The organism is Psychrobacillus lasiicapitis (genome assembly GCF_006861795.1).
Lineage (GTDB): Bacteria > Bacillota > Bacilli > Bacillales_A > Planococcaceae > Psychrobacillus > Psychrobacillus lasiicapitis.
On record NZ_VDGH01000012.1, the window covers coordinates 105,063 to 129,915 of the forward strand.

Annotated in this window: 24 protein-coding genes; 13 read left to right on the plus strand and 11 right to left on the minus strand. The window is 37.6% G+C overall.

Going from position 1 to position 24,853, the window contains the following annotated elements:
* Window positions 1-2: 2 nt before the first annotated feature.
* A complete protein-coding gene (locus FG382_RS18785; RefSeq protein ID WP_170206582.1) occupies window positions 3-1,100 on the minus strand; it encodes a hypothetical protein in 1,098 nt (365 codons plus the stop codon).
* A gap of 168 nt (window positions 1,101-1,268) precedes the next feature.
* Here FG382_RS18785 and FG382_RS18790 point away from each other — a divergent pair, with 168 nt between their 5' ends.
* A complete protein-coding gene (locus FG382_RS18790; protein ID WP_229677289.1) occupies window positions 1,269-3,083 on the plus strand; it encodes a sulfatase family protein in 1,815 nt (604 codons plus the stop codon).
* A gap of 358 nt (window positions 3,084-3,441) precedes the next feature.
* On the opposite strand, the gene FG382_RS18800 is transcribed toward FG382_RS18790, so the two are convergent.
* From FG382_RS18800 to FG382_RS18820, 5 genes are all read right to left on the minus strand, one after another.
* On the minus strand, window positions 3,442-5,481 hold the full coding sequence (locus FG382_RS18800; RefSeq protein ID WP_142540433.1) for a Na+/H+ antiporter: 2,040 nt from the start codon (window positions 5,479-5,481) through the stop codon (window positions 3,442-3,444).
* Between the two features lie 210 nt (window positions 5,482-5,691).
* Window positions 5,692-6,441: an amino acid ABC transporter ATP-binding protein gene (locus FG382_RS18805; RefSeq protein WP_280525895.1), complete on the minus strand. Its 750-nt coding sequence runs from the start codon at window positions 6,439-6,441 to the stop codon at window positions 5,692-5,694.
* 36 nt (window positions 6,442-6,477) lie between these two features.
* The gene (locus FG382_RS18810; RefSeq protein WP_142540434.1) at window positions 6,478-7,134 is read right to left on the minus strand and encodes an amino acid ABC transporter permease; all 657 of its coding nucleotides are present in this window, start codon (window positions 7,132-7,134) and stop codon (window positions 6,478-6,480) included.
* Between the two features lie 47 nt (window positions 7,135-7,181).
* Entirely contained in the window at window positions 7,182-8,336 is a 1,155-nt protein-coding gene (locus FG382_RS18815) for a saccharopine dehydrogenase family protein (RefSeq protein WP_142540435.1), read from the minus strand.
* A 50-nt stretch (window positions 8,337-8,386) separates the two neighbouring features.
* Window positions 8,387-9,169, minus strand: a complete 783-nt coding sequence (locus FG382_RS18820) for a transporter substrate-binding domain-containing protein (protein WP_142540436.1) — start codon at window positions 9,167-9,169, stop codon at window positions 8,387-8,389.
* 245 nt (window positions 9,170-9,414) lie between these two features.
* Here FG382_RS18820 and FG382_RS18825 point away from each other — a divergent pair, with 245 nt between their 5' ends.
* On the plus strand, window positions 9,415-9,774 hold the full coding sequence (locus tag FG382_RS18825) for a hypothetical protein (RefSeq protein WP_142540437.1): 360 nt from the start codon (window positions 9,415-9,417) through the stop codon (window positions 9,772-9,774).
* 82 nt (window positions 9,775-9,856) lie between these two features.
* Here the strand turns inward: FG382_RS18825 and FG382_RS18830 are convergent, their stop codons facing one another.
* Together FG382_RS18830 and cax are read right to left on the minus strand one after the other, a co-directional pair.
* Window positions 9,857-10,795, minus strand: a complete 939-nt coding sequence (locus FG382_RS18830) for an MBL fold metallo-hydrolase (RefSeq protein WP_142540438.1) — start codon at window positions 10,793-10,795, stop codon at window positions 9,857-9,859.
* Window positions 10,796-10,873: 78 nt separating this feature from the next.
* A complete protein-coding gene (gene cax, locus FG382_RS18835; RefSeq protein WP_142540439.1) occupies window positions 10,874-11,932 on the minus strand; it encodes a calcium/proton exchanger in 1,059 nt (352 codons plus the stop codon).
* A 121-nt stretch (window positions 11,933-12,053) separates the two neighbouring features.
* Between cax and FG382_RS18840 the strand changes: the two genes are divergently transcribed.
* The 5 genes from FG382_RS18840 to FG382_RS18860 all read left to right on the plus strand — a co-directional run bounded on the left by FG382_RS18840 (window position 12,054) and on the right by FG382_RS18860 (window position 17,786).
* Window positions 12,054-12,356: a YunC family protein gene (locus FG382_RS18840; protein WP_142540440.1), complete on the plus strand. Its 303-nt coding sequence runs from the start codon at window positions 12,054-12,056 to the stop codon at window positions 12,354-12,356.
* Window positions 12,357-13,267: 911 nt separating this feature from the next.
* Window positions 13,268-13,711: a MarR family winged helix-turn-helix transcriptional regulator gene (locus FG382_RS18845; protein ID WP_244950548.1), complete on the plus strand. Its 444-nt coding sequence runs from the start codon at window positions 13,268-13,270 to the stop codon at window positions 13,709-13,711.
* Window positions 13,704-15,428, plus strand: a complete 1,725-nt coding sequence (locus FG382_RS18850; protein WP_142540442.1) for an ABC transporter ATP-binding protein — start codon at window positions 13,704-13,706, stop codon at window positions 15,426-15,428. The genes FG382_RS18845 and FG382_RS18850 overlap by 8 nt, the downstream gene beginning before the upstream one ends.
* Window positions 15,425-17,287: an ABC transporter ATP-binding protein gene (locus FG382_RS18855; RefSeq protein ID WP_142540443.1), complete on the plus strand. Its 1,863-nt coding sequence runs from the start codon at window positions 15,425-15,427 to the stop codon at window positions 17,285-17,287. The genes FG382_RS18850 and FG382_RS18855 overlap by 4 nt, the downstream gene beginning before the upstream one ends.
* A 130-nt stretch (window positions 17,288-17,417) precedes the next feature.
* Complete coding sequence (locus tag FG382_RS18860; protein ID WP_142540444.1) at window positions 17,418-17,786, plus strand: hypothetical protein; 369 nt, start codon at window positions 17,418-17,420, stop codon at window positions 17,784-17,786.
* A gap of 5 nt (window positions 17,787-17,791) precedes the next feature.
* On the opposite strand, the gene FG382_RS18865 is transcribed toward FG382_RS18860, so the two are convergent.
* The 3 genes from FG382_RS18865 to FG382_RS18875 all read right to left on the minus strand — a co-directional run bounded on the left by FG382_RS18865 (window position 17,792) and on the right by FG382_RS18875 (window position 19,587).
* Entirely contained in the window at window positions 17,792-18,787 is a 996-nt protein-coding gene (locus FG382_RS18865; RefSeq protein WP_142540445.1) for an LLM class flavin-dependent oxidoreductase, read from the minus strand.
* A gap of 18 nt (window positions 18,788-18,805) precedes the next feature.
* Window positions 18,806-19,090 (minus strand): DUF3219 family protein, encoded by a 285-nt coding sequence (locus FG382_RS18870; RefSeq protein WP_142540465.1) that lies wholly within the window; start codon window positions 19,088-19,090, stop codon window positions 18,806-18,808.
* A gap of 236 nt (window positions 19,091-19,326) precedes the next feature.
* Window positions 19,327-19,587 carry a hypothetical protein gene (locus FG382_RS18875; RefSeq protein ID WP_142540446.1) on the minus strand — a complete coding sequence of 87 codons (261 nt, stop codon included), beginning with the start codon at window positions 19,585-19,587 and terminating at the stop codon, window positions 19,327-19,329.
* Between the two features lie 178 nt (window positions 19,588-19,765).
* Here FG382_RS18875 and FG382_RS18880 point away from each other — a divergent pair, with 178 nt between their 5' ends.
* From FG382_RS18880 to qoxD, 6 genes are all read left to right on the plus strand, one after another.
* Window positions 19,766-19,987 carry a small acid-soluble spore protein Tlp gene (locus tag FG382_RS18880; protein ID WP_142540447.1) on the plus strand — a complete coding sequence of 74 codons (222 nt, stop codon included), beginning with the start codon at window positions 19,766-19,768 and terminating at the stop codon, window positions 19,985-19,987.
* 116 nt (window positions 19,988-20,103) lie between these two features.
* On the plus strand, window positions 20,104-20,772 hold the full coding sequence (locus FG382_RS18885) for a hypothetical protein (RefSeq protein ID WP_373287572.1): 669 nt from the start codon (window positions 20,104-20,106) through the stop codon (window positions 20,770-20,772).
* A gap of 255 nt (window positions 20,773-21,027) precedes the next feature.
* On the plus strand, window positions 21,028-21,951 hold the full coding sequence (qoxA, locus tag FG382_RS18890) for a cytochrome aa3 quinol oxidase subunit II (RefSeq protein ID WP_142540448.1): 924 nt from the start codon (window positions 21,028-21,030) through the stop codon (window positions 21,949-21,951).
* Between the two features lie 56 nt (window positions 21,952-22,007).
* Window positions 22,008-23,966, plus strand: coding sequence for a cytochrome aa3 quinol oxidase subunit I (gene qoxB / locus FG382_RS18895; protein WP_142540449.1), 1,959 nt, complete (start codon window positions 22,008-22,010; stop codon window positions 23,964-23,966).
* Window positions 23,953-24,549: a cytochrome aa3 quinol oxidase subunit III gene (gene qoxC / locus FG382_RS18900; RefSeq protein ID WP_142540450.1), complete on the plus strand. Its 597-nt coding sequence runs from the start codon at window positions 23,953-23,955 to the stop codon at window positions 24,547-24,549. Before qoxB ends, qoxC begins: the two co-directional genes overlap by 14 nt.
* Before the next feature lies 1 nt (window position 24,550).
* Window positions 24,551-24,832 (plus strand): cytochrome aa3 quinol oxidase subunit IV, encoded by a 282-nt coding sequence (gene qoxD, locus FG382_RS18905; protein ID WP_142540451.1) that lies wholly within the window; start codon window positions 24,551-24,553, stop codon window positions 24,830-24,832.
* Window positions 24,833-24,853: the final 21 nt, after the last annotated feature.

Sequence of the window (24,853 nt, forward strand, 5' to 3'; positions counted from 1 at the left end):
GTTTATCCTACCAAAAATGGCGTTAAAAAATACGCAAGTAAACAGGCAGTCGCGATTCTAATAATTATCCCGATAATCGATGCTACTAAAGCTTCTCTCTCATTCAAGCTTGAAACTTCCGCCCAAGCTGCAGGAATTTGACCGAAAATAACGGATAATGGTAACCCAGAATTAGCTAAAACAAAAGAGCCAACTATTAATCGTGGATCAATGGACATCGATAGTTCTGCAAGCTGAGCTACAGCAAGCGTTGGAGCGGCAAGAATGGATACGATACCTGTCGCTGGTTCGATACTTAAAAATGTCAGTACATTAGATAAATTCGATTCAATCACACCCCAAGCTCCGAAAAATCTTAGTGCACCGATAAAGAAAAACACAGCTGCAACCGCTGGAATAATGATTAAAAATAGAAGCTCAGCCCCTTCTTTCGCAGAAGAAAAAATTGTTTCTAGAAATTTTGTTTTTGGCGTAAATCGGGGCAAACTTTCCAAATCAACCTTTTTAGTATCACGGTAAATAGTGACGGACAATATCCATGGAACAACAATGATCGGAAGAAAAATAGAAAGTATAATAAGTGGAAACGGATTAATGTTAAACGCAGAAAGTGCAATGAGACCTAGCACTAACGTGGCAAAGGATTGCGGAGATTGTATCATCGTTGCAACTGCTATTTTTTGTTCTGCTTTCGTCGCTTTTGCCTTCACCAGAACAGGTCCAGCAATTTTTCCAGCCGCATTAATATCACCTAAAATATTATATACACTCGGTACAATGACAGATGGATTTATTTTAAGCAATTTCATAATCGGAACAAAAATCCGGATTAGCCCATCCGTAAATCCTAAACGTTCAATCATACGTCCAAAAATCACACTAATAATGATGGCGATTCCTATTTCACTTGTTAAAAAAACATCCACTACAATAGGTTTTACCTCAGCAATAATCGTGTTGAAAAAATTAGAGAGTGAATTAGGATCAAATAATAGGATCAGTAACGAAGCAACAACTAATAGAATTCCGACAGCTTCCACTGGATGCCATTTCGAACGAGAACCCTTTAATTTAAAGCTTGTTTCTTTATTTTTCTCCACACGAACAACCTCCCTACACTTTTTATACTTTATGTCCAATTAGAAATATGTGTGTTTGTCTCTACTTGATCGATTAAGCATTCTTTTAAATTTAGCTAAAAAACTCCCAAACAATTCATAAATTCTAACGTAAAATATAGAAAACATTTTTTAAGGGGTTGATAAATTTTGGAGGAGAAAGACACGAAATGGTCGGACATAAATTCGTGTGAACGAAAACCTAATTTCCTCATATTCCTAGTAGACGAGCAACGCTTTCCAACTGTTTATGAAAACGATGCACTAAAAAAGTGGCGGAAAGAAAATTTAAAAACACAAGAATTATTGCGAAATAACGGTTTAGAATTTCTTCATCACTATATCGGAAGTACTGCCTGCTCTCCGAGTAGAACAACTTTATACACAGGGCAATATCCATCTCTTCATGGAGTAACTAAAACAACTGGAGGTGCTGCAAATGCATCTGAACCAGACATCTTTTGGCTTGATCCAAATAGCGTCCCTACCATCGGCGATTATTTTCGTGCAGCTGGCTACGACACCTTTTGGAAAGGAAAATGGCATGCTTCCCATCAAGATATCTTAATACCTGGTACACAAAATGCGATGCTAAGTTATCATCCCGCAACCGGTGTTCCTAACACTTCAAATGAAGAACTCTATTTAGAAGCAGATCGCCTTGATGAATTTGGCTTTTCAGGGTGGCTTGGACCAGAACCACATGGGACAAATCCAAGAAATTCTGGTTCTTCTGCTCAAATTGGTACGAAAGGACGTGATGAAGTATACGCAAGAGAAGTGGTTAATCTCATCTCCTCACTTGAAAAAAACAGTCCAAAAGCAAATGCTAAACCATGGTTAATCGTCTCTTCCTTTATTAATCCGCATGATATCGCTTTATACGGAGATCTAACGGAAGTTTCTCCTTTGTTTAACTTTGATATAGACCCATCTGTTCCATTCATTCCACCTGCTCCTACTACTAATGAGTCACTACTTACAAAACCAACTGCACAAGAAAGCTATAAAGAAACATACCCAAAAACCTTTCAACCTACTAGAGATACACTAGTTTATCGACAGCTATATTTTTCGTTGCACAAGCAAGTAGATGATGAGATGTCTAAAGTTTTTCAGGCATTAAAACAATCTAAGTTTTACGACAATACAATCGTTATCTTCACTTCGGATCACGGCGATTTGTTAGGAGCACACGGAGGATTGTTCCAAAAATGGTATAACGCCTACGAAGAAACGATTCATGTTCCTTTTATTATTCATAGTCCCAAATTATTTTCTGAACGCAGAACCGCAGATATGTTAACAAGTCATGTGGATATTCTTCCCACACTACTTGGGCTTGCTAACATTGATGTGCATAAGATTGCAAAAGAACTTAAGCAAGATCATACTGAAGTTCATCCGCTTGTAGGACGTGATCTTACACCTGTTGTATATGACAAAGATAAATCTCTTCAAATACATGATCCCGTCTATTTTATGTCGGACGATGATGTCACAAGAGGCTTAAACCAAGTTAGCTTCTCAGGGGAGCCTTATCAATCTGTGACACAGCCTAACCATCTTGAAGCGGTTATCGCCCGTCTCCCAACTGGTCAAAATAATGCACATGAAATATGGAAGTTCACTCGTTACTTTGACAATCCACAATTTTGGAGCAATCCTGGAATAGAGGATCAAACAACCGAGATTAAAAGCCAAATTCCTATCGATGGAACAATCAGTATATCCGTTTCAAAAATAACTACTAAAACCCATCCAGTCCCTGAAGAATATGAATTGTATAATCTAACGAAAGATCCACTTGAAATAGAGAATTTATCTCCTCTTGCCCCTAAAAATGATGAGATAGATTATATTGAAAAACTCATGAAAAAGTTATTAGAGGAACAATGCAAACAAAAAAGATTACAACCTAGAAGTGGACTAGTACCAGGTCAACCAAATTGCCAAGACAAATAAAGTAAAACTTCAATCAGTGGGGGTTTTTCGACGCACAGGACGTCCTAGTGGGGACGTTGCGACATGGACGTCGCGCTTTTAGTCCCCGTCATCCCCCACTGATTGTTAGTTGTGTCCCACACGATGTGGGTCACACAGACGTTGCAAACGCTCTTTTATTTTGCGACGAGCTTTGCGCAGGAGCAACACGATGTTGCGTCCTTAGTCTGGGATCATTTCATCGGGCGCATGCCAGCAGTTGATCTCCCGCTTATCTTTTCGCTTTTCTTACATCTTGAAGCGGGAGTCTTACTGCCCGTTAATGCGGGATAAAAGCAACCTCTCGCCATACATTTAAGTAAGGCGAGAGATTGCTTTTTTAATGAGATTGTACACTGTTTTCTTCCATCCAGTAAGCTTCTCTAATATTAATCTGTCTGCGAATTTTCCTCATAATATCACTGGAAACTTCACCTGTTTCATATAAGCTTTGAATCTCATCACGTTCCGCTTGAAAGGCTTTGTCTCTCAACTCTCGCTGCTCTCGAATATATTTACTTGAGTCGGCACCTTTACGCGCTAATTTAAACTTTAAGATCATTTCATTGTACTCTCCGATAATCAATTCATTGATTCCTTCATTTTCAGGGGTCATTGTTTCTCTCAAATAGGCGATTGCTGCTTGCGCCATTTCCATTTTAAGCATGGCCACTTTTTTGTTTTTTTCAATGCGGGCTCTAAAAGATTTGTGTTTCCTTGACTTAAACAAGCTTGCTAAATTAAATATTCCTCGCTTTACAATTGTCCATATGAATAATCCTCTGTATAACAAGCGATTCGTAACAGCAACTCGCATTCGATGGATATGCTCTTCCAATAAATATAGCGACTCCCGATTGATTTGCTCACTTGTTTGCAACTTTTCTATATAATTTATTTCTACCTCTAATGCTTTCAAACGTGTTTCGGTTTCTAATGCCTTTCTTCGAGCACTTTCTTCCTCACTTATATAAATCAGATCATTACGAACTTGATTATAGTGCGAGATAATGGAAACAGCTGCTCCTCTGTTTTCGTCAGTAGTTAATTCACGCATCGTCTTAATCGCAGCATCCATTGAAAGAAGGATTGCTTTTCTCTCCATTTCCTCTTTCAGCTTTTCTGTGTTCCCTTTTTCTGTTTTTGCAATAATAGGCAGGAAAATACTTGCCAAGATAAGTGTCACCAAAATTACACCTGCTGCGATGAAAATAATTAATGAACGTTCTGGAAATACATCGCCATTAGCTAAAAAGTACGGAATCGTAAAAGCTCCAGCGAGTGTTACAGCACCTCGGACACCTGAAATGGTCGTAATGCTAATATACCTGAGTGACGGCTTTGGTAACTGCTCTGCCTTAAGCAGCCATCCGCCCCACCATCCTGCAAATATCCAAACAAAGCGTAATAATAAAAGAGAAGCAGTAATGATTAAAATATACTTAATCACTTCAAAATTATTGAACATAGGACTTTCAAAAATTTCCCGAGAAACACTTGGTATTTGTAGTCCTAGCAATACAAATACAAGTCCATTCAAAATATAAATAAGAATGGTCCATGTACTTTTGGAAACAATCTGTAATTGCACATTTGGTGATTGCTCCCGATCTCGATAAATTGCGTGCACGATACCAGCTGCTACAACAGATAAAATACCTGAAAGATGAAAATGCTCAATAACATAAAAAATGATAAACGGTGTCAATAACTGGATAAGCATGTGAAGCGTGACATCTTCCATGCCTAACCGCCGGATAAATACTTTCAATCGAATAATGATGAAAGCAAGCACTGCTCCCCCAACAAATCCTCCGATTGCGATCAATAAAAAGCTCCAGCTTGCTTCCGCAAGTGAAAATACCCCCGTTACCGTTGCTGCAACTGCAAATTTAAAGGCAACCAATCCAGAGGCATCATTCATAAGCCCCTCGCCTTCAAGCACATGCATAATCGTTTTCGGCATTTTGACTCGACTTGAAATAGCTCCAACCGCCACTACATCTGTCGGCGATAAAATAGCCGCAAGTGCAAAAGCCGCCGATAGCGGAATCGAAGGGATTAACCATTGAATTAGATACCCAATAACAACTACAGTTAGAAACACGAGTCCCAGCGCTAACAATAAAATAGGCTTCCGTAGTTTCCAAAGGTCTTTCCTAGACACATTCTTTCCGTCATAAAATAGAAGTGGAGCAATAAATAGGATAAAAAATAACTCTGGCTCCATCGGAACATGTATCCCTAACGGCAAGGCCGCAAGCAATACACCGAGTGCAATTTGAATTAGTGGGACTGGTATGTATGGCATGAAATGATTTATAAAATTAGAAAGCCCAATAATGGCTAACAAGAGTAGGATAATCATTAAAAATTCCATCATCTATCTCCTTTCTATATGTTCTATTAATAAGTGTAAAACTGTTTTTAAAGGAATACAAATACTAGGGACTTCGCCTTTTAAAAAGCAGTTATTTAATACAAGTACTTAAACCTTGTGTCAACTTTGAATTCCTTATTCAAAATTTAGTTAAAAGAGGTAGCTGCATTAAGCAACTACCTCTTTTATCATCAAATATTTTTATAATTCTTACTCAACTATCGACAAAAATTGTCTTGTTCTTGCTTCCTTTGGTTTAAGAAAGATTTCATCTGATGTACCTTGCTCCACTATTACGCCATTATCCATAAAAATGACTCTATCCGCAACCTCTTTCGCAAAGTTCATCTCGTGAGTAACTATAACCATCGTCATTCCTTCTTTAGCTAGATCTTTGATAACTTGAAGAACTTCTTTTACAAGTTCAGGGTCTAGCGCCGACGTAGGTTCATCATAAAGCATAACCACTGGATTTAACGCTAATGACCGAGCTATTGCTACTCTTTGCTGCTGACCACCCGACAATTGAGCCGGATAATGATTGCAACGATCACCCAGACCTACTTTTATAAGTAGGTCTTGCGCTATATTTCTAGCCTCGTCCAACTTAGTGCCGTGTATAATAATTGGTCCTTCCATTACATTTTCAATTGCTGTTTTATGCGGGAATAGGTTAAATGACTGAAACACAAAACCCGTTATCTTTCTTAGCTCCCTTATTTCTTTTTTCCTTCTTCGATCTAACTTTCCATCTATATCTACTTGGAACTCTCCGATTCGAATGATTCCATCCGATGGCTCTTCTAAAAAGTTTAGGCAACGTAATAATGTTGATTTTCCGGAACCACTTGGTCCCATTATGACGACTACTTCACTTTTAGCAATTGTTAGGTCGATTCCTTTTAATACTTCATTTAAGCCAAAACTCTTTTTCAAATTATTAATTTGAATAATACTCATGGGCGACTCCTTTCATTCGTATTTCGAATAGAGTACTTATCGAACTAAGTATTTGGAAGTTCTAACTTCCAATTTATCTAATAGAGTTGTAAAGAAAGTTATCAAAACCCAATATATAGCGGCGGCTATCAAATATATCGTAAGTGGTTCAAATGTTTTTGCGATTATCAAACTCGACATTTGTAATAATTCCGTTACAGTTATTACTGAGACGAGAGAGGTATCTTTAATAAGTACGATAAATGAGTTGGACAAGGTAGGAATAGCGATTCGAAGACTTTGTGGCAAAATTATTCTCTTCAAAGCCTGCGAATAAGTCATCCCCATTGATAGAGATGCTTCCATTTGTCCATTATCTACAGCAAGTATAGATGCACGAAAAGATTCGGAAAGGTATGCACCTGCATTTAGACTCAAAGCCATTACTCCTGAAGATATTGGATCTAAAGCTATACCAATTTGCGGTAAACCATAGTAAATGACAAAAATTTGCACAAGAAGCGGAGTTCCACGGATAATAGAAACATATGTCGTAGCAATTCCATTTAATATGCTCACTTTTACTATTCTTATTATTGCAGTGAAAAAGCCAATTATTAAAGCGATTATAATCGAGATTCCTGCCAAACAAATAGTCATTAAAGTTGCTTTAAGTAGGGATGGCAATGAATCTAATATTATTGTGACGTCCATACATCATCATCCTCCTATCCGACAAGCCAAACAGTATTTACACTTCTTCACATAAAGGCTTCTTCTTTGTAATTTATTTCGATACCTAAGCTACTTAATTCCTCTACAAATGGCTGGAACCGCTCCCTTATGATTAAGCTCTCTACTGGGACAACACCAGTTTCCGTTATCTTTTTACTAGTTATCCATTTAGCGATTAATGCAGCAGGAATTGCTGTAGTCTTTGCCATAGACGTAATTTGTCGCTCATAATCATATAAATCGACCATTTCCCAAATATGTTTTGTTGCTTTCCCTTCTTTGATCCCACTTACTTCTACCCGGAGCACTGTAATATCTTCATTACTAGCACCAATCATTTTGGGAGCAAGAATTTTTTCCGCAATCGCTCGTGGAGTTATCGTAATTTCACCAAGCGTAATTGGTTTATCATCAAGAAACCCTAGTTCCCCTAAAACACTCATTTTGTCCCAATGCCCTGGATAACGAACAGTTTTTTCATACAAATTTTTCACTTTATCTTTAAGTGTGTACCCAGTGCTATGCGCATCTGTGATTACCGTCTCACAGTTACCTACCGGGTCTGGAAAAGTTATTTTTTCTAATCCCGATAGAGGAGGTAATTCTACAAGTTCCCCATTTTCAACTGCGATTGCTGGTTTTGTATAAAGACCTAAAACGCTTTCAAGACGGAAAACAACTTGATACCAAAGTGGTGGTACAGGATGTCTAGGAATTCCTCCGCAAATCATGACCGCTTCTTCAGCATCATCTAGCATTTCAATTCCTTGAGCTGCCAGGAAGTTTGTTATCCCAGGAGCAACACCACATCCAGGTACAATTAATACACCCGCTTCTTGTGCTTCTTGATGCAATTCCACTTTTTCATTAAACTTTGATCCGACAAGATCTACTAAATGACATTTCGATGCGATCGCCGCTTTTATTGCGATAGGGCTTAACGAATGCGGAAGACACGCAACCGCTACATCTGCGCCTTCTAATATTTTTGCAATATCTTCTTCCGTATCTAATGACGCTATTTTACCGACTACTTTAGGGTTATTTGCGATTTCCAAACATGTATCTATATTTTCTTGTCTCACATCAACCGCTGTAATTTCATCAATACTATTAAATTTAGCAACTTCACTAACTACTGTCGTACCAATCATCCCAGTTCCTAATACAACGATGCGCAAATTCTATTCCCTCCCAATTCCGATTATTTTTGAAAAATATATTCTTATTATTAGTTTTCTATAGGGTCTGTTCCAAACCACTTCTTATAAATTTCGTTATATGTTCCATCTTCTCTCATGTCACTTAACGCTGCATTTAGCTTCTTTACAAAATCTTCATTTCCTTTATTAACTGCCATTGCAATCTCGTCTTTTTTAACAATATCACTCGCAACTTTTATTGGAAGATTGTTTTCTTTAATGTTGTAGCTCATTAACAACTGATCATTAATAATGACATCTAATCGTTTATTCGTAAGATCTTCTAAATAATCACTAAATGCTTTATATAATTTAACGTCTGCACCATCAACTGTTTTTGCAATCTCTTCAAAAGTTGTCCCTCCACCAACACCAACTTTCTTTCCTTTAATATCCTCAAGTTTTGTTATGTCATTTGTTTCTTTACGGGTTATTAAAACGGAACCTGTAATAACATATGGGTCAGTAAAATCAACGCTTTTTTTCCGTTCCTCTGTTACAGACATCTGGCCAATAATTACATCGAATTTATCTGCCTTTAAACCACCTATTAAACCCTCCCACTTCGTAGTAATGAAGTTAGCTTTAACTCCTAATCTTTTCGCAATTTCATTCGAAATGTCTACATCAAAACCTTGCAATTCATTGTTTTCATCTAAGTAGTTAAATGGGGGGTAGGTGCCTTCAAATGCCACATTCAACTCTTTGGATTTTTCAATGCGATCTAACACTTTCCCTCCTCCAGAACCACAACCTGCCACAATACTAATGACAAAAAAGGTTATAACGAACAAAATTAAATTCTTCTTCAACTCTTGTCCTCCTTTGTTTTGTAAAAATAACTCCATTTTTTCCTGTATAAATGGGCGTGTGAAGGAATCCGTTAAATGCTTGTCCTATATTTGAATAGGACAAGTTAATCCCTTTCATAAAGTGTATTCTGAAAGATTCGCATTTATTATCAAATATATTAATAAACTCTTATTAGAAATTGCCGTTCCAAATATTCAAATTACTCATATACTAGTTTGAGTACAAGATACAAGGAGGTATTTTTTTGACAGACCATTCATTCCCCTCCCCACACAATCCAAACAATGCAGACCTTCCCTTTGGAAAGCCGCATTACCCAAATCACGAAGGACAATCTTACGGCGGACAACAGGGTAATGCACCAAATAGTCCTCCACCATCTGCTGTACCAAAACTAAAAGCTGGAATTTTAGCTGTGGAACCAGGTGTATTTAGCAGGTGCCTAAATCTAGATACTTATATACAGCTTTCAAACCGAACTTCATTTTGGTTTCATCCAACATACATCGATTATTACTCCACTTCTGGATACAAATGGACCGGCTATACATGGATTGCCTGGGGAACAGACTTAGATAGGATTGTATCGTTTCAGTGCGTATAATTTTTAATTTGTAGTCAAAAAAGACCTGCTACTTAAATACACGCTTCCCGTGTGTATTTAAGTAGCAGGTCTTTTTTAAAGTTTATTTCGATAAATTATCTAACAATCCCATTGCACTAACTTCTATATCTAACTGCAGGATGCTATATACCTCATGATCATCAGGAATACCCAGCCCTCTTAAATGTTCCCTCACTAAGTTTTCTAAACGCTCAGCAAGAACCTCATATCCTTTTTGTTCTGCATACACCTTTTTCGCTTCGTTCACATATACTTCCAACCAATTAGAAACTTGACGAAATACATCTGACGGATCATTCGTCATCCCATAATGTCCAAAATAAATGGTATCGAGTCGCATTTGCTCCATTCGATCCATCGCTCTTCGCATCGCATCTGGGTCAAACTGATTTGGAGAAGTGGAAGGTAGAAACAAATGGACATTATCTTGTACCAATTGTGGATATCTTACCCCAACCGTATCTCCAGTGAACATGCCATTACTAATCGGATCATAAATACTGAAATGGTGATTGGCGTGACCAGGTGTATCTAAAAATAGCAATTGACAATTTGGTCCGATTTCTAACGTCTCTCCTTCTCCTTTAACAATCAGTCGTTCTTCTGCTATAGGAAGTATTGGTTCAAATAAATCCGAAAATTTATCGCCATATACAGCCTTCGCGCCAGCAATAAGTCTGGATGGATCTGCTAAATGTCTTGCACCTTTTGGGTGTACTACCACTTTAGCATTTGGGCAATCCTGTATTAATAATCCAGCTCCCCCTGCGTGATCCAGATGTATGTGTGTAACGATGATATATTTCACTTCATCCAGAGATATCCCTAATGCCTTTAACCCTTCTTTTACATACTTGATAGATGGGCTAGCACTCGTTTCTACAATTGTTAGTTCCTCTTCTTGAATGACATATATGCCTGTCCGTTCTGTTACCCCTAAGTCATGCCCATCGATTAGATAGATTCTTTCATTTAATTGATTCGGAATCGATTGTGTCATTACGTATTCCCCCTTAGTAAGTGTTCTGTCTATTGAATATTCTGTCACTTACTATCTTATCATTTTCTTTCTCCATAATTAAAGAAGATAAAAACCAATCCCCATGATTATATACGCCGCAAATAGCAGAAGCCCTTCAAACCAATTCGATTCACCATCACCGGAAACATTAATAACTAAAAGTGCGGCTGTAACCATTGCGACAAGCTCTGGCCATGTAAACACTAGTGCCATCGTTTGAGGCATGAACAGTGATATAATTACAAGTACTGGTGCCACAAACATAGCAACTTGCAGTGTTGAACCAACGGCTATTTCCACAGACACTTCCATTTTGTTTTTCATAGCCATCGTAATAGCGGAAACATGCTCTGCAGCATTTCCAACAATCGCTACGATAATGACACCTATAAACAACTCTGTCCATCCAAATTTTGATCCGAGCATTTCAAATGTATGAACTAATTGCTCCGACACAAAAGCAACTGCTACCGTTGCCAATAGAAGAATTAAAATAGATTTTCCTTTTGTCCATTCTGGTACTTCTGCTTCTTCTTCTGTTTCCGGTTCATCAGAAGACGAGAACACACCTCGATGTGTGACGAGTTTAAAAAATAGTCCAGCAAGATAAAGCGCGATTAAAATAATAGCAATACCAATACTTAAGCTTACTGTTTTCTCCGTATTCATGGTCATCGAGAAAACTTCCGGAATAACAAATGCCACAATAACAGCGAAAATAAGCAATCCTGAATTGTACCTTGCGCTATGCACACTAAATTTTTGACGCTTAAACTTAATACCGCCAGCAAAAAACGATAATCCCAGTACAAGCAGCAAGTTACCGAGAACCGAACCCGTTAACGACGCTAACACAATTCCAACCATTCCCGCTTTTAATGTAAATATGGAAATGATCAGTTCAACTGCGTTACCAAAAGTTGCGTTCAATAACCCGCCAATCCTTGGCCCACTCACAATCGATAAACTTTCCGTTGCTCGACCTATATATCCCGAAAGCCCAATTATACTTAAACAGCAAAGGAAGAACATAATCATCTTTGGCCAATCTAAAAAAGCTCCTATAAGGACAATTGGAACACCCACAAAGACAAGAACGGCTAATAATTTATTCACTAAAAACACCTCTTCAACTTAATGCATTTCTAATTTATCTTTCCCTAATATAATAAAGAAGAAACCCTTTTCCATTCACTTACATAACTTATAAGGAGAAGAAAAGGAGTGATGAATTTATATGATTAATTTAGAACCTATCAGCATTGAAGGACATACATTTTTATCGATTTCCGTCGAACTACCAAAGACAAATTTACTTGTCGTCTCAAACGATAAAGGATATATCATGTGTGGTGCCCTTGACGTTGCCCTATTGAACGAAAAACTAAAAGACCGCAAAGTAATTGCTGGAAGAGCGGTAGGTGTGAAAACCATTGCCCAGCTGCTCGACGCACCTTTAGAATCCATCACGTTTGAAGCAGAAGAACTTGGCATCACAAAAGGCATGGTCGGTAAAGAAGCACTTCTGAAAATGATTTAATTCACAAACGCATGAGCTAGCCATTTTTATATGGTTAGCTTCTTTTTTGTGTTCGATGAATTAGTATGAAGAGTGTAAATTTGACTTGACTGTACTACATAGAGATACTGCGTGGTAAGAAATAGCCACTGAGCCTTCGCACTTGCCGCACCTCGCATGAGCCAACTCGTGCTTCGTCCGAGTGGGTCTCATGACTTCGACTCATGCGGCTTTGGCGTGCTACGGCCAAAAGTTTTCGCATGTGTGTATCTAGATAAGATTGTCCGATAAACATCGCGATTATCCACTAAAATATACAATATTGCATAAAGAAATCAGCGTCTTACAACAAGTGAGCCCTGTTCTTTGAGAAATGGTTGCTTTCGTCGATCAGTTGATTGCTTACAGATTAGAATTGGTTGCTTACAAGGAGTAATTCATTGCTCTAATCCATTTACTGGGTAAATCTCTACATTGAAAACTGTACAATGTTTGGATTTTAGTGAGTCGGCACTGATAAGTAAGCAATTTTGTTGGATTGTAGAGAAAGGGCGGCGACTCCAACGGGAATAGCGTTAGCAGAAGACCCTGGACTGAGCGTAAACGAAGGAAGCGGCTGAGGCAACGCCCGTGGAAAGCGTCCGCCCTGTAGCGGAAATCCAAGCAGATACTTCATACAACTCTTTACGACGCATTATCTCTATAATGGTCTCAATTCAAGAAAACTTGATGTTCTATCAACTGGTAGCTTTCAACTACTTTTTATCCAGTTTATTTTTTTGAAAAGCCCCCCCTTCCTAGTTGACTCTCATCGAAAAAAGGAGTAAATTTGTTAAGCATTAAAGAACTGTTCATAAATGAACAATTCTAAAAAGAACGGAGCGATAATAGTGAATTGTAATATTCCCCCTGATAGTAGATCTTCCCAATTCTTGCATACTTTTTGGCGTGTAAATAGAAACATGATGCGGTTTATACATAAAACTGCACTAGAAAATGATTTATCTATTCCACAATATTCTATTCTTATGACCATTGCGCCACGTAAAGAAATGACGCAAAAGCAATTGGGTGAAGTACTTCAAATTCCCAAAAGTACGTTAAGCACAGCAGTCGATGGACTTGTACAAACCGAATGGCTCCATAGGCAGCCTGTTCCGGACAATCGACGTGAAATGCAATTAATACTCAGTGAAAAAGGAAACAGCTTGTTTGATAAAATAAGTCAACAAAAAGGGAGTATTCATCGTACGATTGAATCCATTATGGGCACACTTTCTGAACAACAGTTTGAGGAGTTTCAAGCAACACTGCTTCATATCGCGGATTTTTTAGAAAGTGAAACTATTTCAAAGGAGAACAACCCAGATGATTAAACTATTGAAAAACTTAACGGTGTATAAGTGGATCGTTCTTGCCGTATTAGGATTAGTTTTTATCCAATCCATGGCTGACCTTTATTTACCAACCCTGATGGCAGATATTATCGATAAAGGGGTAGTGGTTGGCGATACAGCTTATATTTGGAAAATCGGTGGAATAATGCTTTTAGTTGCGGCAATTGGAGCCGTTGCTTCCATCGTAGCAAGCTTATACTCTTCCAAAGCTGCAATGGGTTTTGGTAGGGATATTCGGCGTAAAGTATTCAAGCATGTAGAACAATTTTCCCTTCAAGATTTCGATGAGTTTGGTACAGCTTCGCTTATTACAAGAACGACTAATGATATAACGCAAGTGCAACAAGTAGTTATCATGATGCTACGTATGGTCGTGAGCGCTCCTATCATGTTGGTTGGTGGGATCATTATGGCCGTCTCAAAAGATGCTAAACTATCGCTTGTCATTGTACTTACAATGCCTGTGTTAGTTGGTGCAGTGTTATTAATTATGTATAAAGGTGTACCGCTCTTCAAAACAGTACAGACAAAATTAGATCAGTTAAATCTTGTATTACGTGAAAATTTAACTGGTATCCGAGTTATCCGTGCTTTTAATCGTGAAAAACAAGAAAAAGTTCGACTTCAAAAAGCAAACAAGGAATTGACCGATGTTTCTATTCAAGTAAATAAAGTTATGGCCATTTTAATGCCGGTTATGATGCTAGTTATGAACATCACCGTAGTATTAATCATTTGGTTTGGTGGAATTCGTATTAATGGCGGGTCTATGGAAATCGGTGATTTAATGGCGTTTATACAATACGTTATGCAAATTATGTTCGCACTTGTGATGGCCTCTATGATGTTCATTATGATACCTCGTGCCGCAGTATCTGCAAACCGTATTAATGAAGTATTGAATAGAAAACCAACCTCTCTAAACGAAGGAACGAAACTAGCAAATAAAGAAAGAGGAACACTTGAATTTGAACATGTATCTTTTAGCTACCCTGGAGCAGAAGAATCCGCATTATCTAATATTACATTTCAAGCTAAAGCTGGGGAAATTACAGCAATTATTGGAGGAACAGGTGCTGGTAAATCAACACTTGTGAATTTGATTCCACGTTTTTATGAGGTAACAGATGGAACCATTCTTGTAAATGGCGTCGATGTTCGAGAAACTTCTCCTGAAGAGATTCGTTCGAAAATCGGTTTCGTTCCTCAAAAGGCACTGCTTTTTTCCGGAACGATTAAAGAAAATATTCTTTTTGGAAAAGAAGATGCAATCGACGAAGAAATTGAACATGCTGCTCGCATTGCTCAAGCAGAAGACTTTATCAGCAAAATGGAAAATGGATATGATTCGGTTATTTCTCAAGGAGGTTCGAATGTATCTGGAGGACAAAAACAACGTCTGTCCATTGCAAGAGCACTTGTACGAAAACCCGATATTTATATTTTCGATGACAGCTTTTCGGCACTAGATTTCAAAACTGATGCTAACTTACGAGAAGCCCTAAAAGAGGAAACGAAAAATGCGACGGTGGTTATTGTAGCACAACGAGTGAGCACTGTAGCAGATGCAGATCAAATTATCGTATTAGATAAAGGAGAAATTGCAGGAATCGGTACACATAAAGAATTATTAGAGCACAATACTGTTTACCAAGAAATCGTAGAATCTCAGCTAAGAGAGGAGGAAATCGCATGAGTAAACAAAAAAAAGCACCATCTCAAGGCGGACATCCAACGGGACCTGGCGGAGTAAATATGATGATGATGGGCGGACAAAAAGCGAAAAACTTTAAAGGTACTTTACGACGCCTTCTGACTTACTTGAAACCTCGAAGCAATCAATTAATCGCCGTGTTTATCGCTGCTATTTTAAGTACCGTATTTGCCATTGTCGGTCCTAAAATTATGGGGAACGCAATTACAGAACTATTCGAAGGTGCATACGCAAAAATGACCGGAGTTCCAGGAGCCGCAATCGATTTTGAAGCAATTGCAAAACTTCTCCTTCTCCTTGCCGCTTTGTATGTGATTAGTAGCTTGTTTACGTATATTCAGCAGTATATTATGTCCAGTGTTGCGCAAAAAACAGTTTATGATTTAAGAGAAGAAGTAAACGGGAAATTAGAAAGGCTTCCACTTAAATATTACGATGGTCGACCAAATGGGGAAACGTTAAGCCGTGTTACAAACGATCTAGATACAATCGGAAACACCCTTCAGCAAAGCTTAACGCAATTTATTACTTCGGTGGTAACTATTGTGGGTATTATCATTATGATGTTAACCATCAGTCCAATCTTAACTTTAATATCCATTGTAAGTTTGCCAGTATCCATGTTTGTCATTCAACCAATCTTGAAAAGATCACAAAAGCATTTTGCCGATCAACAACGAACACTCGGACAATTGAATGGACACATCGAAGAAATGTATACCGGACACCAAGTAGTTAAAGTGTTCGGTCACGAGAAAAAAGCGGTCGCTGAGTTCGATGAAGTAAATGAACAACTATATGATGCTGGACGTAAAGCACAATTTATATCCGGTGTCATTATGCCGATGATGTCTTTTATCGGTAATTTAAGCTATGTGGTAATTAGTGTTGTTGGAGGAATTCTAGTCACCCAACGTGCTATATCCATCGGTGATATTCAAGCGTTCATTACGTATACCCGTCAGTTTACCCAGCCAGTTATGCAAACGGCAAACATCGCTAATATTATTCAATCTACCATTGCAGCAGCGGAACGTGTTTTTGAGTTACTAGATGAAGAAGAGGAAGAAAAAGAAGTGACTACAGAAAGTTTATCTAATGCAGCAGGTGCAGTTACATTTGAACATGTGGACTTTGGATACGAAGATGAACTGCTAATCAAGGATATGAATATTGATGTATTACCAGGTCAAACGGTAGCAATTGTCGGACCTACTGGAGCTGGTAAGACAACATTGATTAATTTATTGATGAGATTTTATGAATTAAACAACGGGAAAATTACTATTGACGGACATGACACAAGAAAAATGTCCCGAACCGATCTTCGGACAACATTTGGGATGGTACTGCAGGATACATGGCTCTTTAATGGGACAATTAAAGATAATATTGCATTCGGTAAAGTCGGAGCAACAGATGAAGAAATCTTCGCAGCCGCAAAAATGGCACATGCTGACCATTTTATCCGTACTTTACCTGAAGGCTACGATACAATTTTAAATGAAGAAGCATCCAATATTTCGCAAGGGCAAAAACAACTAATAACAATTGCTCGCGCCGTTCTTGCAGATCCATCTATAATGATTTTGGATGAAGCAACATCGAGTGTAGATACACGAACCGAACTACTTATTCAACAAGCGATGAATCACTTAATGGAAGGAAGAACAAGCTTTGTCATCGCCCATCGCCTCTCTACCATTAGAGACGCTGATTTAATATTGGTGATGAATCAAGGAATGGTAATTGAACAAGGTTCACATGAGGAGCTTATTAAAGAAGACGGCTTCTATGCTGATCTTTATAACAGCCAGTTTTCTACTAAAAAGGCCATTTAAATAAAAGTTACACGAAAAGAGAGACAGCAGCTTACTCGCTGACTCTCTTTTTTATATTATATATGGACCGTCATAATCTCCCTTCTCTATTAATATATTTACTATATAGAATAGGAGCGGAGGGATAGTTTTGGATAAAGTAGAATTCAAAAAGGCTTTTGATATTGGGTATGAAGAGATGATGTTTGTTGCAAATAATGATGAAACTTTCATCCGTATAAAAAATAGCTATTCCGTCCCTTCCTCTAAAGTGTCCTCCACAATCGTCCATATTAACGGAAAACTATTTGAAGAAAATAGATACTGGATTTTCTTCACCGAGCTAGTAGAAATTGCTGCAGACGTTAGTGCAGACGTGCACATTGAATTGGATAAATTTGAAGTAGATATAAAAGACTTTGAAGAAGAAGAATTTATTCAACACTTAATAGATGAAATAACGGACAAATTAGAAGAGCATCAAGTTCATACAGTCCTCAAAGAAATGGAAGTACTTTAATAGCTTTACAGTATTTCATCCGCTATCAGTCTATACGAATTAAAGCGATCTTCGGCAGAATATGCTATGGTATTCAACATAATTTCGTCTGCTTTATAATTCGTTTGTAATTCGCTTAGCTTTTCTTTTACTTCAGTCGGATTACCGATTATTAGTTTCTTTTTCATACTTTTCAACGTCTCTTTTTCCACGTCACTTACTATGTATTGCTTCGCCTCTTCTATAGAAGGAATTCCTTGCTTCCCTTCCCCTTTTGCTTTTTGCAATGCCCAAATGAGTGTGCTTTTCGCTATTTCTTCCGCCTTTTCATTTGTTTCTGCACAAATAACCGATACCGTTATAATCACTTCTGGTTTTTTTCGTTTTTTGCTAGGTGTAAAAGCATCTAAATATTGTCGAACAATAGCCGTTCCATCCTCTTCGCTCATAAAGTGACCAAACGCGTAAGAAAGTCCATTTTCAGCAGCGAGCAAAGCACTTTTTTTACCCGTTCCAAGAAGCCATGGTACTGGTGACACTTCTGGAATTGGTGAGGCAGAGATCTTCGAATATTCATGACCAACGGGAAAATCATCGTCTAGAAAATGAAGAAACTCTTCCACCAAAATAGGCATTTTATAAACGTTTTGGAGAAAATTATCCGATAAAGCATTGGTAGCTTCCGCCGAGCCACCAGGTGCACGACCTAACCCAACATCAACGCGATCAGGAAATAGAGTGGCAAGCGTATTATAAACTTCCGCTACCTTGAAAGGTTTATAATGTGGCAGCAAAACAGCACCGGAGCCAATACGAATAGTGTTTGTATTTGCACCAATATAAGCTAGCATTACTTCAGGAACAGAGCTTGCTAGCCCTGTTAAATCATGGTGTTCGGTGATCCAATAGCGAGTATATCCTAACGATTCCCCTAGTTTTGCTAATTCCATCGATTCATTCAATGCGTCTTTGGCGGTTTGATTGGAGGAAATCGGGGATTGATCCAATATGCTTAACTTCATTGCCTTATCTCTCCTTTCTTAGTTCGGAATTTCCAGTAAGCTTAGCTTATACTCGCCAATCTGCCCTTTTTCGTATAAATTTGTTATGGAAGTCGAATACTGATGTATGCTTCCTTTAAAAAACAAACCTTGCGTAGGTACTTTTACATCAAACGTCCCTTTATAAAGCAATACGGCTATATCGTGGTATTCCTCACTTGTAACATTGAAAACAACAGAAATTAGATGTAAATCATTTACTTTTTTTGATTCAAAATGATTTACTTTAATGCATGTATCATCTAGAACAATTTCTTTTATCATCGTATCTTCTTTGTTTCGGTCCATTATAAATCCCCCCATTTAATACTTTTTTTAAGTGTACCATCAATGTGAACATTTTCATCATGCTATGCTTTAGGAAGATACCTTAATAACAAGGGAATAGTAGACCGTATTAAGAAACCCATTATTATTAGGAACAATTGAAAAATGGAGCTATACCTAAGTCCATTTTGACTTTTGGAACAGCCCCATAATAGGTGTTATACATTTCATTATTAATGTATTCTATTTAATTTCTCTTTGTCTTGGTTCAATTGTTCTTGAAGCATGTTAATTGGTCCTAAATCTCCTCTACTCTCAAGGGCCATTGTGACAGAACGCTCCGCACGTTCAATCATATTTTGTGCATTTTGAATTGCCTGCTCAGTCGGATGAGTTAGAGCTTGACCTACAGCCAGCGTGACATTATCGACTGAATTATGCAATTGACCAATAACATTATCCTCTTTCCAGCTCATTTGTGTATGATCTTCCATTGCAAGTGCCTCCTTATTAACTTTTCCTAGATTTCAATACGTCTTTACTATGGCGAAATAAGCGCTATTTATGCATGGAAACCTGCTAGCTTGAAAATTAATCCTTCAATAATTTGCAAGACCTTGGGCACACTAGACGATGAAAGATATTAACCAATGATTAAAGGAGGAAAAAATAATGACTATACATGAACCGGGACCAAATGATTCGGCTAACAACGTAGAAAGACTAAAGAAAACAATCCGTAATAAAGAAGCAGCAGAAATGGCCATGGAATTTGCAGATGGTGAAGAACTTGCTGCTATTAAGAGGAAAAATGAACGACGCGAAGAAAGTATCGATGGTTTACGAGCAGAGATACTTGCAGAGGCTAAATCACGTATAAACGGATATATTTGACCTGATAGAGGAACCAGCCCAGTAATTTTCGGATTACTGGGCTTTTTTTAATACACTAGACTAATCACACTGTAGATGAAACTAACGTAAGCTATGAAAAAAGGAGTGAGCTTTGCGTGCACTTTTACTCAAATGATTTTTACTTCCTACCCCAAAATCCTATATATAAAACATCATATTCACAATATACCGCACCCGTTCGATACATTTTGAACCAATCATCTAATTATCAACGAGGTTACTATATGAGTAAGGCAGCTGTTGACTTTGAAAGCATGAACCGACTTCTATGGTTGGAGCATGTCAATTGGACCAGAATGACCATAACAAGTATTGTATTTAACTTACCTGATCTATCCTCTGTGCAAGCACGACTTTTACAAAATGCTACCGATTTAGGAAATTGTATTCGGCCTTTTTATGGTGATCGGCTCGCAGATAGATATGCCGAGCTCATAAAAGAACATCTAGTGCTGGCAGCTGAACTTGTAACGGCAGCTGTTAAAGGCGATTCTAAAAAAGCAGAGGAAAAAGAAAAAGAGTGGTACCGGAATGCAGATGATATCGCAATATTTTTAAGTAGTATTAACCCGTACTTAACAAAAGAGGAAGTACAAAAGATGTTTTATATGCATTTGGCTTTAACAAAAAAAGAAGCGGTATTCATGATTCAAAAAAAATATGAAGAAGATATTAAAGTATTTGACCAAATAGAAGCAGAAGCTTTAGAAATGTCCGATATGATTTCGCATGCAATCATCAGGCAATTTCCTCATATGTTTTAAATACGAAAAGAGCTTGGAACTGTTTCCAAGCTCTTTTCGTATTTACATATTCATCCATACGCGTGACAACTTTTTGACGTTCGTTACAACTTTGTTAACAAATATTGAATTTATATAGAAATCTAGATGAACGTTTTGTGAAGTCCCCTTTTAGACGTTGTTATTATGGGTGGTTCTAAATATGATAGAGGCAACGGAATACGGATCACTTCGTAACACGTTTAATAAATTCAAATAATCGAAAGGGGTACAACTATGAAAATAAAAGTGAAATGGGCTTTACTTACGATGATTTTCACTATAGCCACTGTGCTAACTGGTTGTGAACCATTATTAGTTTTAGATCCAAAAGGTCCTCAAGCAAAAACGCAAGCTGATGATATTATGTTATCCATCTTGCTTATGTCAGGTATTGTAATTGCGGTACTTGCAATATTAGTATACGTGTTAGTAAAATATCGTGCTTCCAACCAAAAGGACGATTACGAGCCTCCTCATATAGAAGGAAGTCCACTTGTGGAAGCAATCTGTATTGGTATTCCAATTGTTATCGTCATTTTCCTTTCTTTCGTTTCAGTTAAAAGTAATTACGAGGTAGAGGCAACTCCAGCAGGATATGAGGATACAAAACCATTAATTGTTTACGCTTCTTCTTCCAACTGGAAATGGCATTTTAGTTATCCAGAAGAAGGTATCGAAACAGTTAATTACTTATATATACCTGCAGGTCGTGCGATTGAATTTAAACTATATTCTTATGGGCCAATCACCAGTTTTTGGATTCCGCAATTAGGTGGACAAAAATATGCTATGGCTGACATGGTTACAACTTTACACTTAGCAGCAGACAATCCCGGTGAATTTGTAGGAAGAAACGCAAACTTCAGCGGTGCCGGATTTGCTGAAAATACATTTGATGTTACAGCAATGTCTCAAACTGATTTTGACGAATGGGTAGATGAAGTTCACGAAACTGCTGAACCTCTTACAGAAGAAAAGTTTGAGGAATTATTAGAACCAGGACATCTTGGACGTTCTACTTATACAGGAACACATTTAGAATTCGCTCCAGCTCCTGAACATAACCATGGTTCTACTGATTCTGAAATGGATCACTCAGAACATGAAAATCATGATTCTAACCATTCTGAGGAAGAATCAGATCATTCTCATCATTGATAAACAAGTTTCAGTACCGTAACAAACACTAGATTTTCGAAAGGAGTTACAAAAGTATGGATTTCTTTGATCGTTTTGCAGTACCACATCCAAGCTTTTTAATATACGCATCCATGGTTGGTATTGGTCTAACAATGGTTGCCATCGTTTTAGGTATTACCTATTTTAAAAAATGGGGATACCTTTGGCGCGAATGGATTACTACAGTAGATCATAAACGAATTGGTATTATGTATTTACTAGTTGCACTTCTTATGCTATTCCGCGGAGGAGTAGATGCAATAATGATGCGTTATCAGCTTTCGATGCCTGATAACAAATTTCTAGAATCGCAACATTATAATGAAGTTTTCACAACACATGGGGTTGTTATGATCCTATTTATGGCGATGCCGTTCATCACGTTTTTCTTTAACTATCTAATTCCGTTACAAATCGGAGCAAGAGATGTGGCATTCCCTCGCTTAAATGCACTAAGTTTTTGGTTATTCTTTATGGGTATGGGGTTATTCAATATCTCATTCATCGTAGGTGGATCACCTGATGCAGGTTGGACTTCTTATTTCCCACTTGCAAACAATGAATTCAGTCCATCAGTAGGTACGAATTATTATATGATCGCTATTCAAATAGCTGGTATGGGTACATTAATATCAGGTATTAACTTTATAACAACTATTCTTAAAATGAGAGCACCTGGTATGAAGTTAATGAAAATGCCAATGTTCACATGGTCTGCATTTATCGCAAACGTAATCGTTGTTTTTGCTTTCCCTGTATTAACAGTACTTCTAGCAATGGGAACAATGGATCGATTGTTTGGAACAAACTTCTTTACAACCGGTGATGGTGGTATGGATATGCTTTGGGCTAACTTGTTCTGGGTTTGGGGACATCCTGAAGTATATATCTTGATCTTACCGGCATTCGGTCTATACAGTGAAATAATCTCTACATTTGCTCGTCGTAATCTTTATGGCTATAAGTCGATGGTTGCCTCTATGGTAGTCATTTCAGTATTTTCATTTTTAGTATGGACTCACCATTTCTTTACAATGGGTCAAGGTGCATTCACAAATAGTATTTTCTCTATCACAACAATGGCGATAGCTATTCCAACCGGAGTTAAAATATTTAACTGGCTATTCACGCTTTGGAAAGGGAAAATTGTATTTACAACGCCAATGTTATATTCTATGCTCTTCATTCCACTGTTTACATTAGGTGGGGTTACTGGGGTTATGCTTGCGATGTCAGCAGCTGATTACCAATATCATAATACGATGTTCTTAGTTGCTCACTTCCATAACGTAATTATTCCAGGAGTAGTTTACGCTATGATTGCAGGTCTTACTTTCTATTGGCCAAAAATGTTTGGTTTCATGTTAAATGAAAGAATTGGTAAATGGACGGCATGGATAATGTCAGTTGGATTCGTTTTAGCCTTTATTCCAATGTATATTACTGGATTAGATGGGCAAGCACGTCGTATGTACACATACTCTGAATCGACTGGTTTTAGTATGTTAAATATGGTTGCATTTATTGGTGCAGGAATTATGGCAATCAGTTTTGCTTTACTTGTCTACAATATTTACTATAGTATTCGTTATGCTTCTAGAGATATTGGTAGTGACCCTTGGGATGCACGTTCACTTGAATGGGCTACTCATACTCCAGTACCGGAATATAACTTTGCTATTACACCACAAGTTGCATCAACTCAAGGATTCTGGGATGCAAAGAAAAATGGACATGAATTATTTAAAGGTAAATATGAAAAAATTCATATGCCAAATAACAGTGGTTGGCCATTTATACTAGGTTGTATTTTCTTCGTCTTTGGATTTGCGATGGTATTTAGCATATGGCCACTTGCTATCGTCACATTAATCGGTATTTTAGTTTGTCTGGTTTATCGTTCGTTCGAGAAAGACCATGGTCGATATATCTCCGTTGAGGAAATTGAAGAAACTGAAGCAAAATTGCGAGGTGTAAAAAATGAAGATAGATAACTCGCTTCCGCTTGAATATAGTACGGAAGAAAATAACTTGAAAATTTTAGGTTTTTGGATCTTCCTAGGTGCAGAAATAATGCTTTTCGCAACATTGTTCACTATGTATTTCACTTTAGAAAATCGCATTGGCCACGGACCTTCTGGTGCAGAAATCTTTGAAATTACACCAGTATTAGTTGAAACAATATTACTTTTAACAAGTAGTTTTGTTATTGGTCTTGGCATTCATGCTATGCGTTTAGGTAACAAAAAAGCAATGATGGTTTTCTTTTCCATCACCCTACTACTTGGTGCTGGGTTCTTAGGCTTTGAAATATTTGAATTCGTTCACTATAATCATGTAGGTGCAACACTACAAACTAGTGCATTCACTGCCGCTCTGTTAACTACATTAGGGACACACGGATTGCACGTAACATTTGGTTTGTTTTGGGGATTAGCTATCCTTATTCAAATTAAAAAACGTGGATTGACTCCTGAGACAACCAATAAATCTTTCATCTTTTCACTTTATTGGCATTTCTTAGATGTCATTTGGATTTTCATCTTTAGCTTCATCTACTTGAAAGGAATGATGTAATATGAAAGAATTATTCCCTGTTAAACAAGTAATGGGCTTTGTCTTTTCATTGGTTTTGACAGTAGTAGCGTTGTTAGTTTATTTCACAGATATGTCATTTCCAATAGGTATGACGATTCTGCTAGTAACTGCATTTATACAAGCTGGTCTTCAACTAGTTGTATTCATGCATGCTGGTGAGACTGATGACAAAAAATCGATCTATACAAACGTATATTACGGTTTAATCATTGCGCTTGTCACCATTTTTGGTACACTATTAATACTAGTTTGGGATATGTAAATAACGAATTAAAAGAGAGCG

Excerpts from the sequence above, each read along its gene's own strand:
- FG382_RS18800 (WP_142540433.1), bottom strand. The coding sequence starts at position 5,481 with ATGGAATTTTTAATGATTATCCTACTCTTGTTAGCCATTATTGGGCTT.
- FG382_RS18805 (WP_280525895.1), bottom strand. The coding sequence starts at position 6,441 with ATGAGTATTATTCAAATTAATAATTTGAAAAAGAGTTTTGGCTTAAAT.
- FG382_RS18810 (WP_142540434.1), bottom strand. The coding sequence starts at position 7,134 with ATGGACGTCACAATAATATTAGATTCATTGCCATCCCTACTTAAAGCA.
- FG382_RS18830 (WP_142540438.1), bottom strand. The coding sequence starts at position 10,795 with ATGACACAATCGATTCCGAATCAATTAAATGAAAGAATCTATCTAATC.
- FG382_RS18840 (WP_142540440.1), top strand. The coding sequence starts at position 12,054 with ATGATTAATTTAGAACCTATCAGCATTGAAGGACATACATTTTTATCG.
- FG382_RS18850 (WP_142540442.1), top strand. The coding sequence starts at position 13,704 with ATGATTAAACTATTGAAAAACTTAACGGTGTATAAGTGGATCGTTCTT.
- FG382_RS18855 (WP_142540443.1), top strand. The coding sequence starts at position 15,425 with ATGAGTAAACAAAAAAAAGCACCATCTCAAGGCGGACATCCAACGGGA.
- FG382_RS18865 (WP_142540445.1), bottom strand. The coding sequence starts at position 18,787 with ATGAAGTTAAGCATATTGGATCAATCCCCGATTTCCTCCAATCAAACC.
- FG382_RS18870 (WP_142540465.1), bottom strand. The coding sequence starts at position 19,090 with ATGATAAAAGAAATTGTTCTAGATGATACATGCATTAAAGTAAATCAT.
- FG382_RS18875 (WP_142540446.1), bottom strand. The coding sequence starts at position 19,587 with ATGGAAGATCATACACAAATGAGCTGGAAAGAGGATAATGTTATTGGT.
- FG382_RS18880 (WP_142540447.1), top strand. The coding sequence starts at position 19,766 with ATGACTATACATGAACCGGGACCAAATGATTCGGCTAACAACGTAGAA.
- qoxA (WP_142540448.1), top strand. The coding sequence starts at position 21,028 with ATGAAAATAAAAGTGAAATGGGCTTTACTTACGATGATTTTCACTATA.
- qoxB (WP_142540449.1), top strand. The coding sequence starts at position 22,008 with ATGGATTTCTTTGATCGTTTTGCAGTACCACATCCAAGCTTTTTAATA.
- qoxC (WP_142540450.1), top strand. The coding sequence starts at position 23,953 with ATGAAGATAGATAACTCGCTTCCGCTTGAATATAGTACGGAAGAAAAT.
- qoxD (WP_142540451.1), top strand. The coding sequence starts at position 24,551 with ATGAAAGAATTATTCCCTGTTAAACAAGTAATGGGCTTTGTCTTTTCA.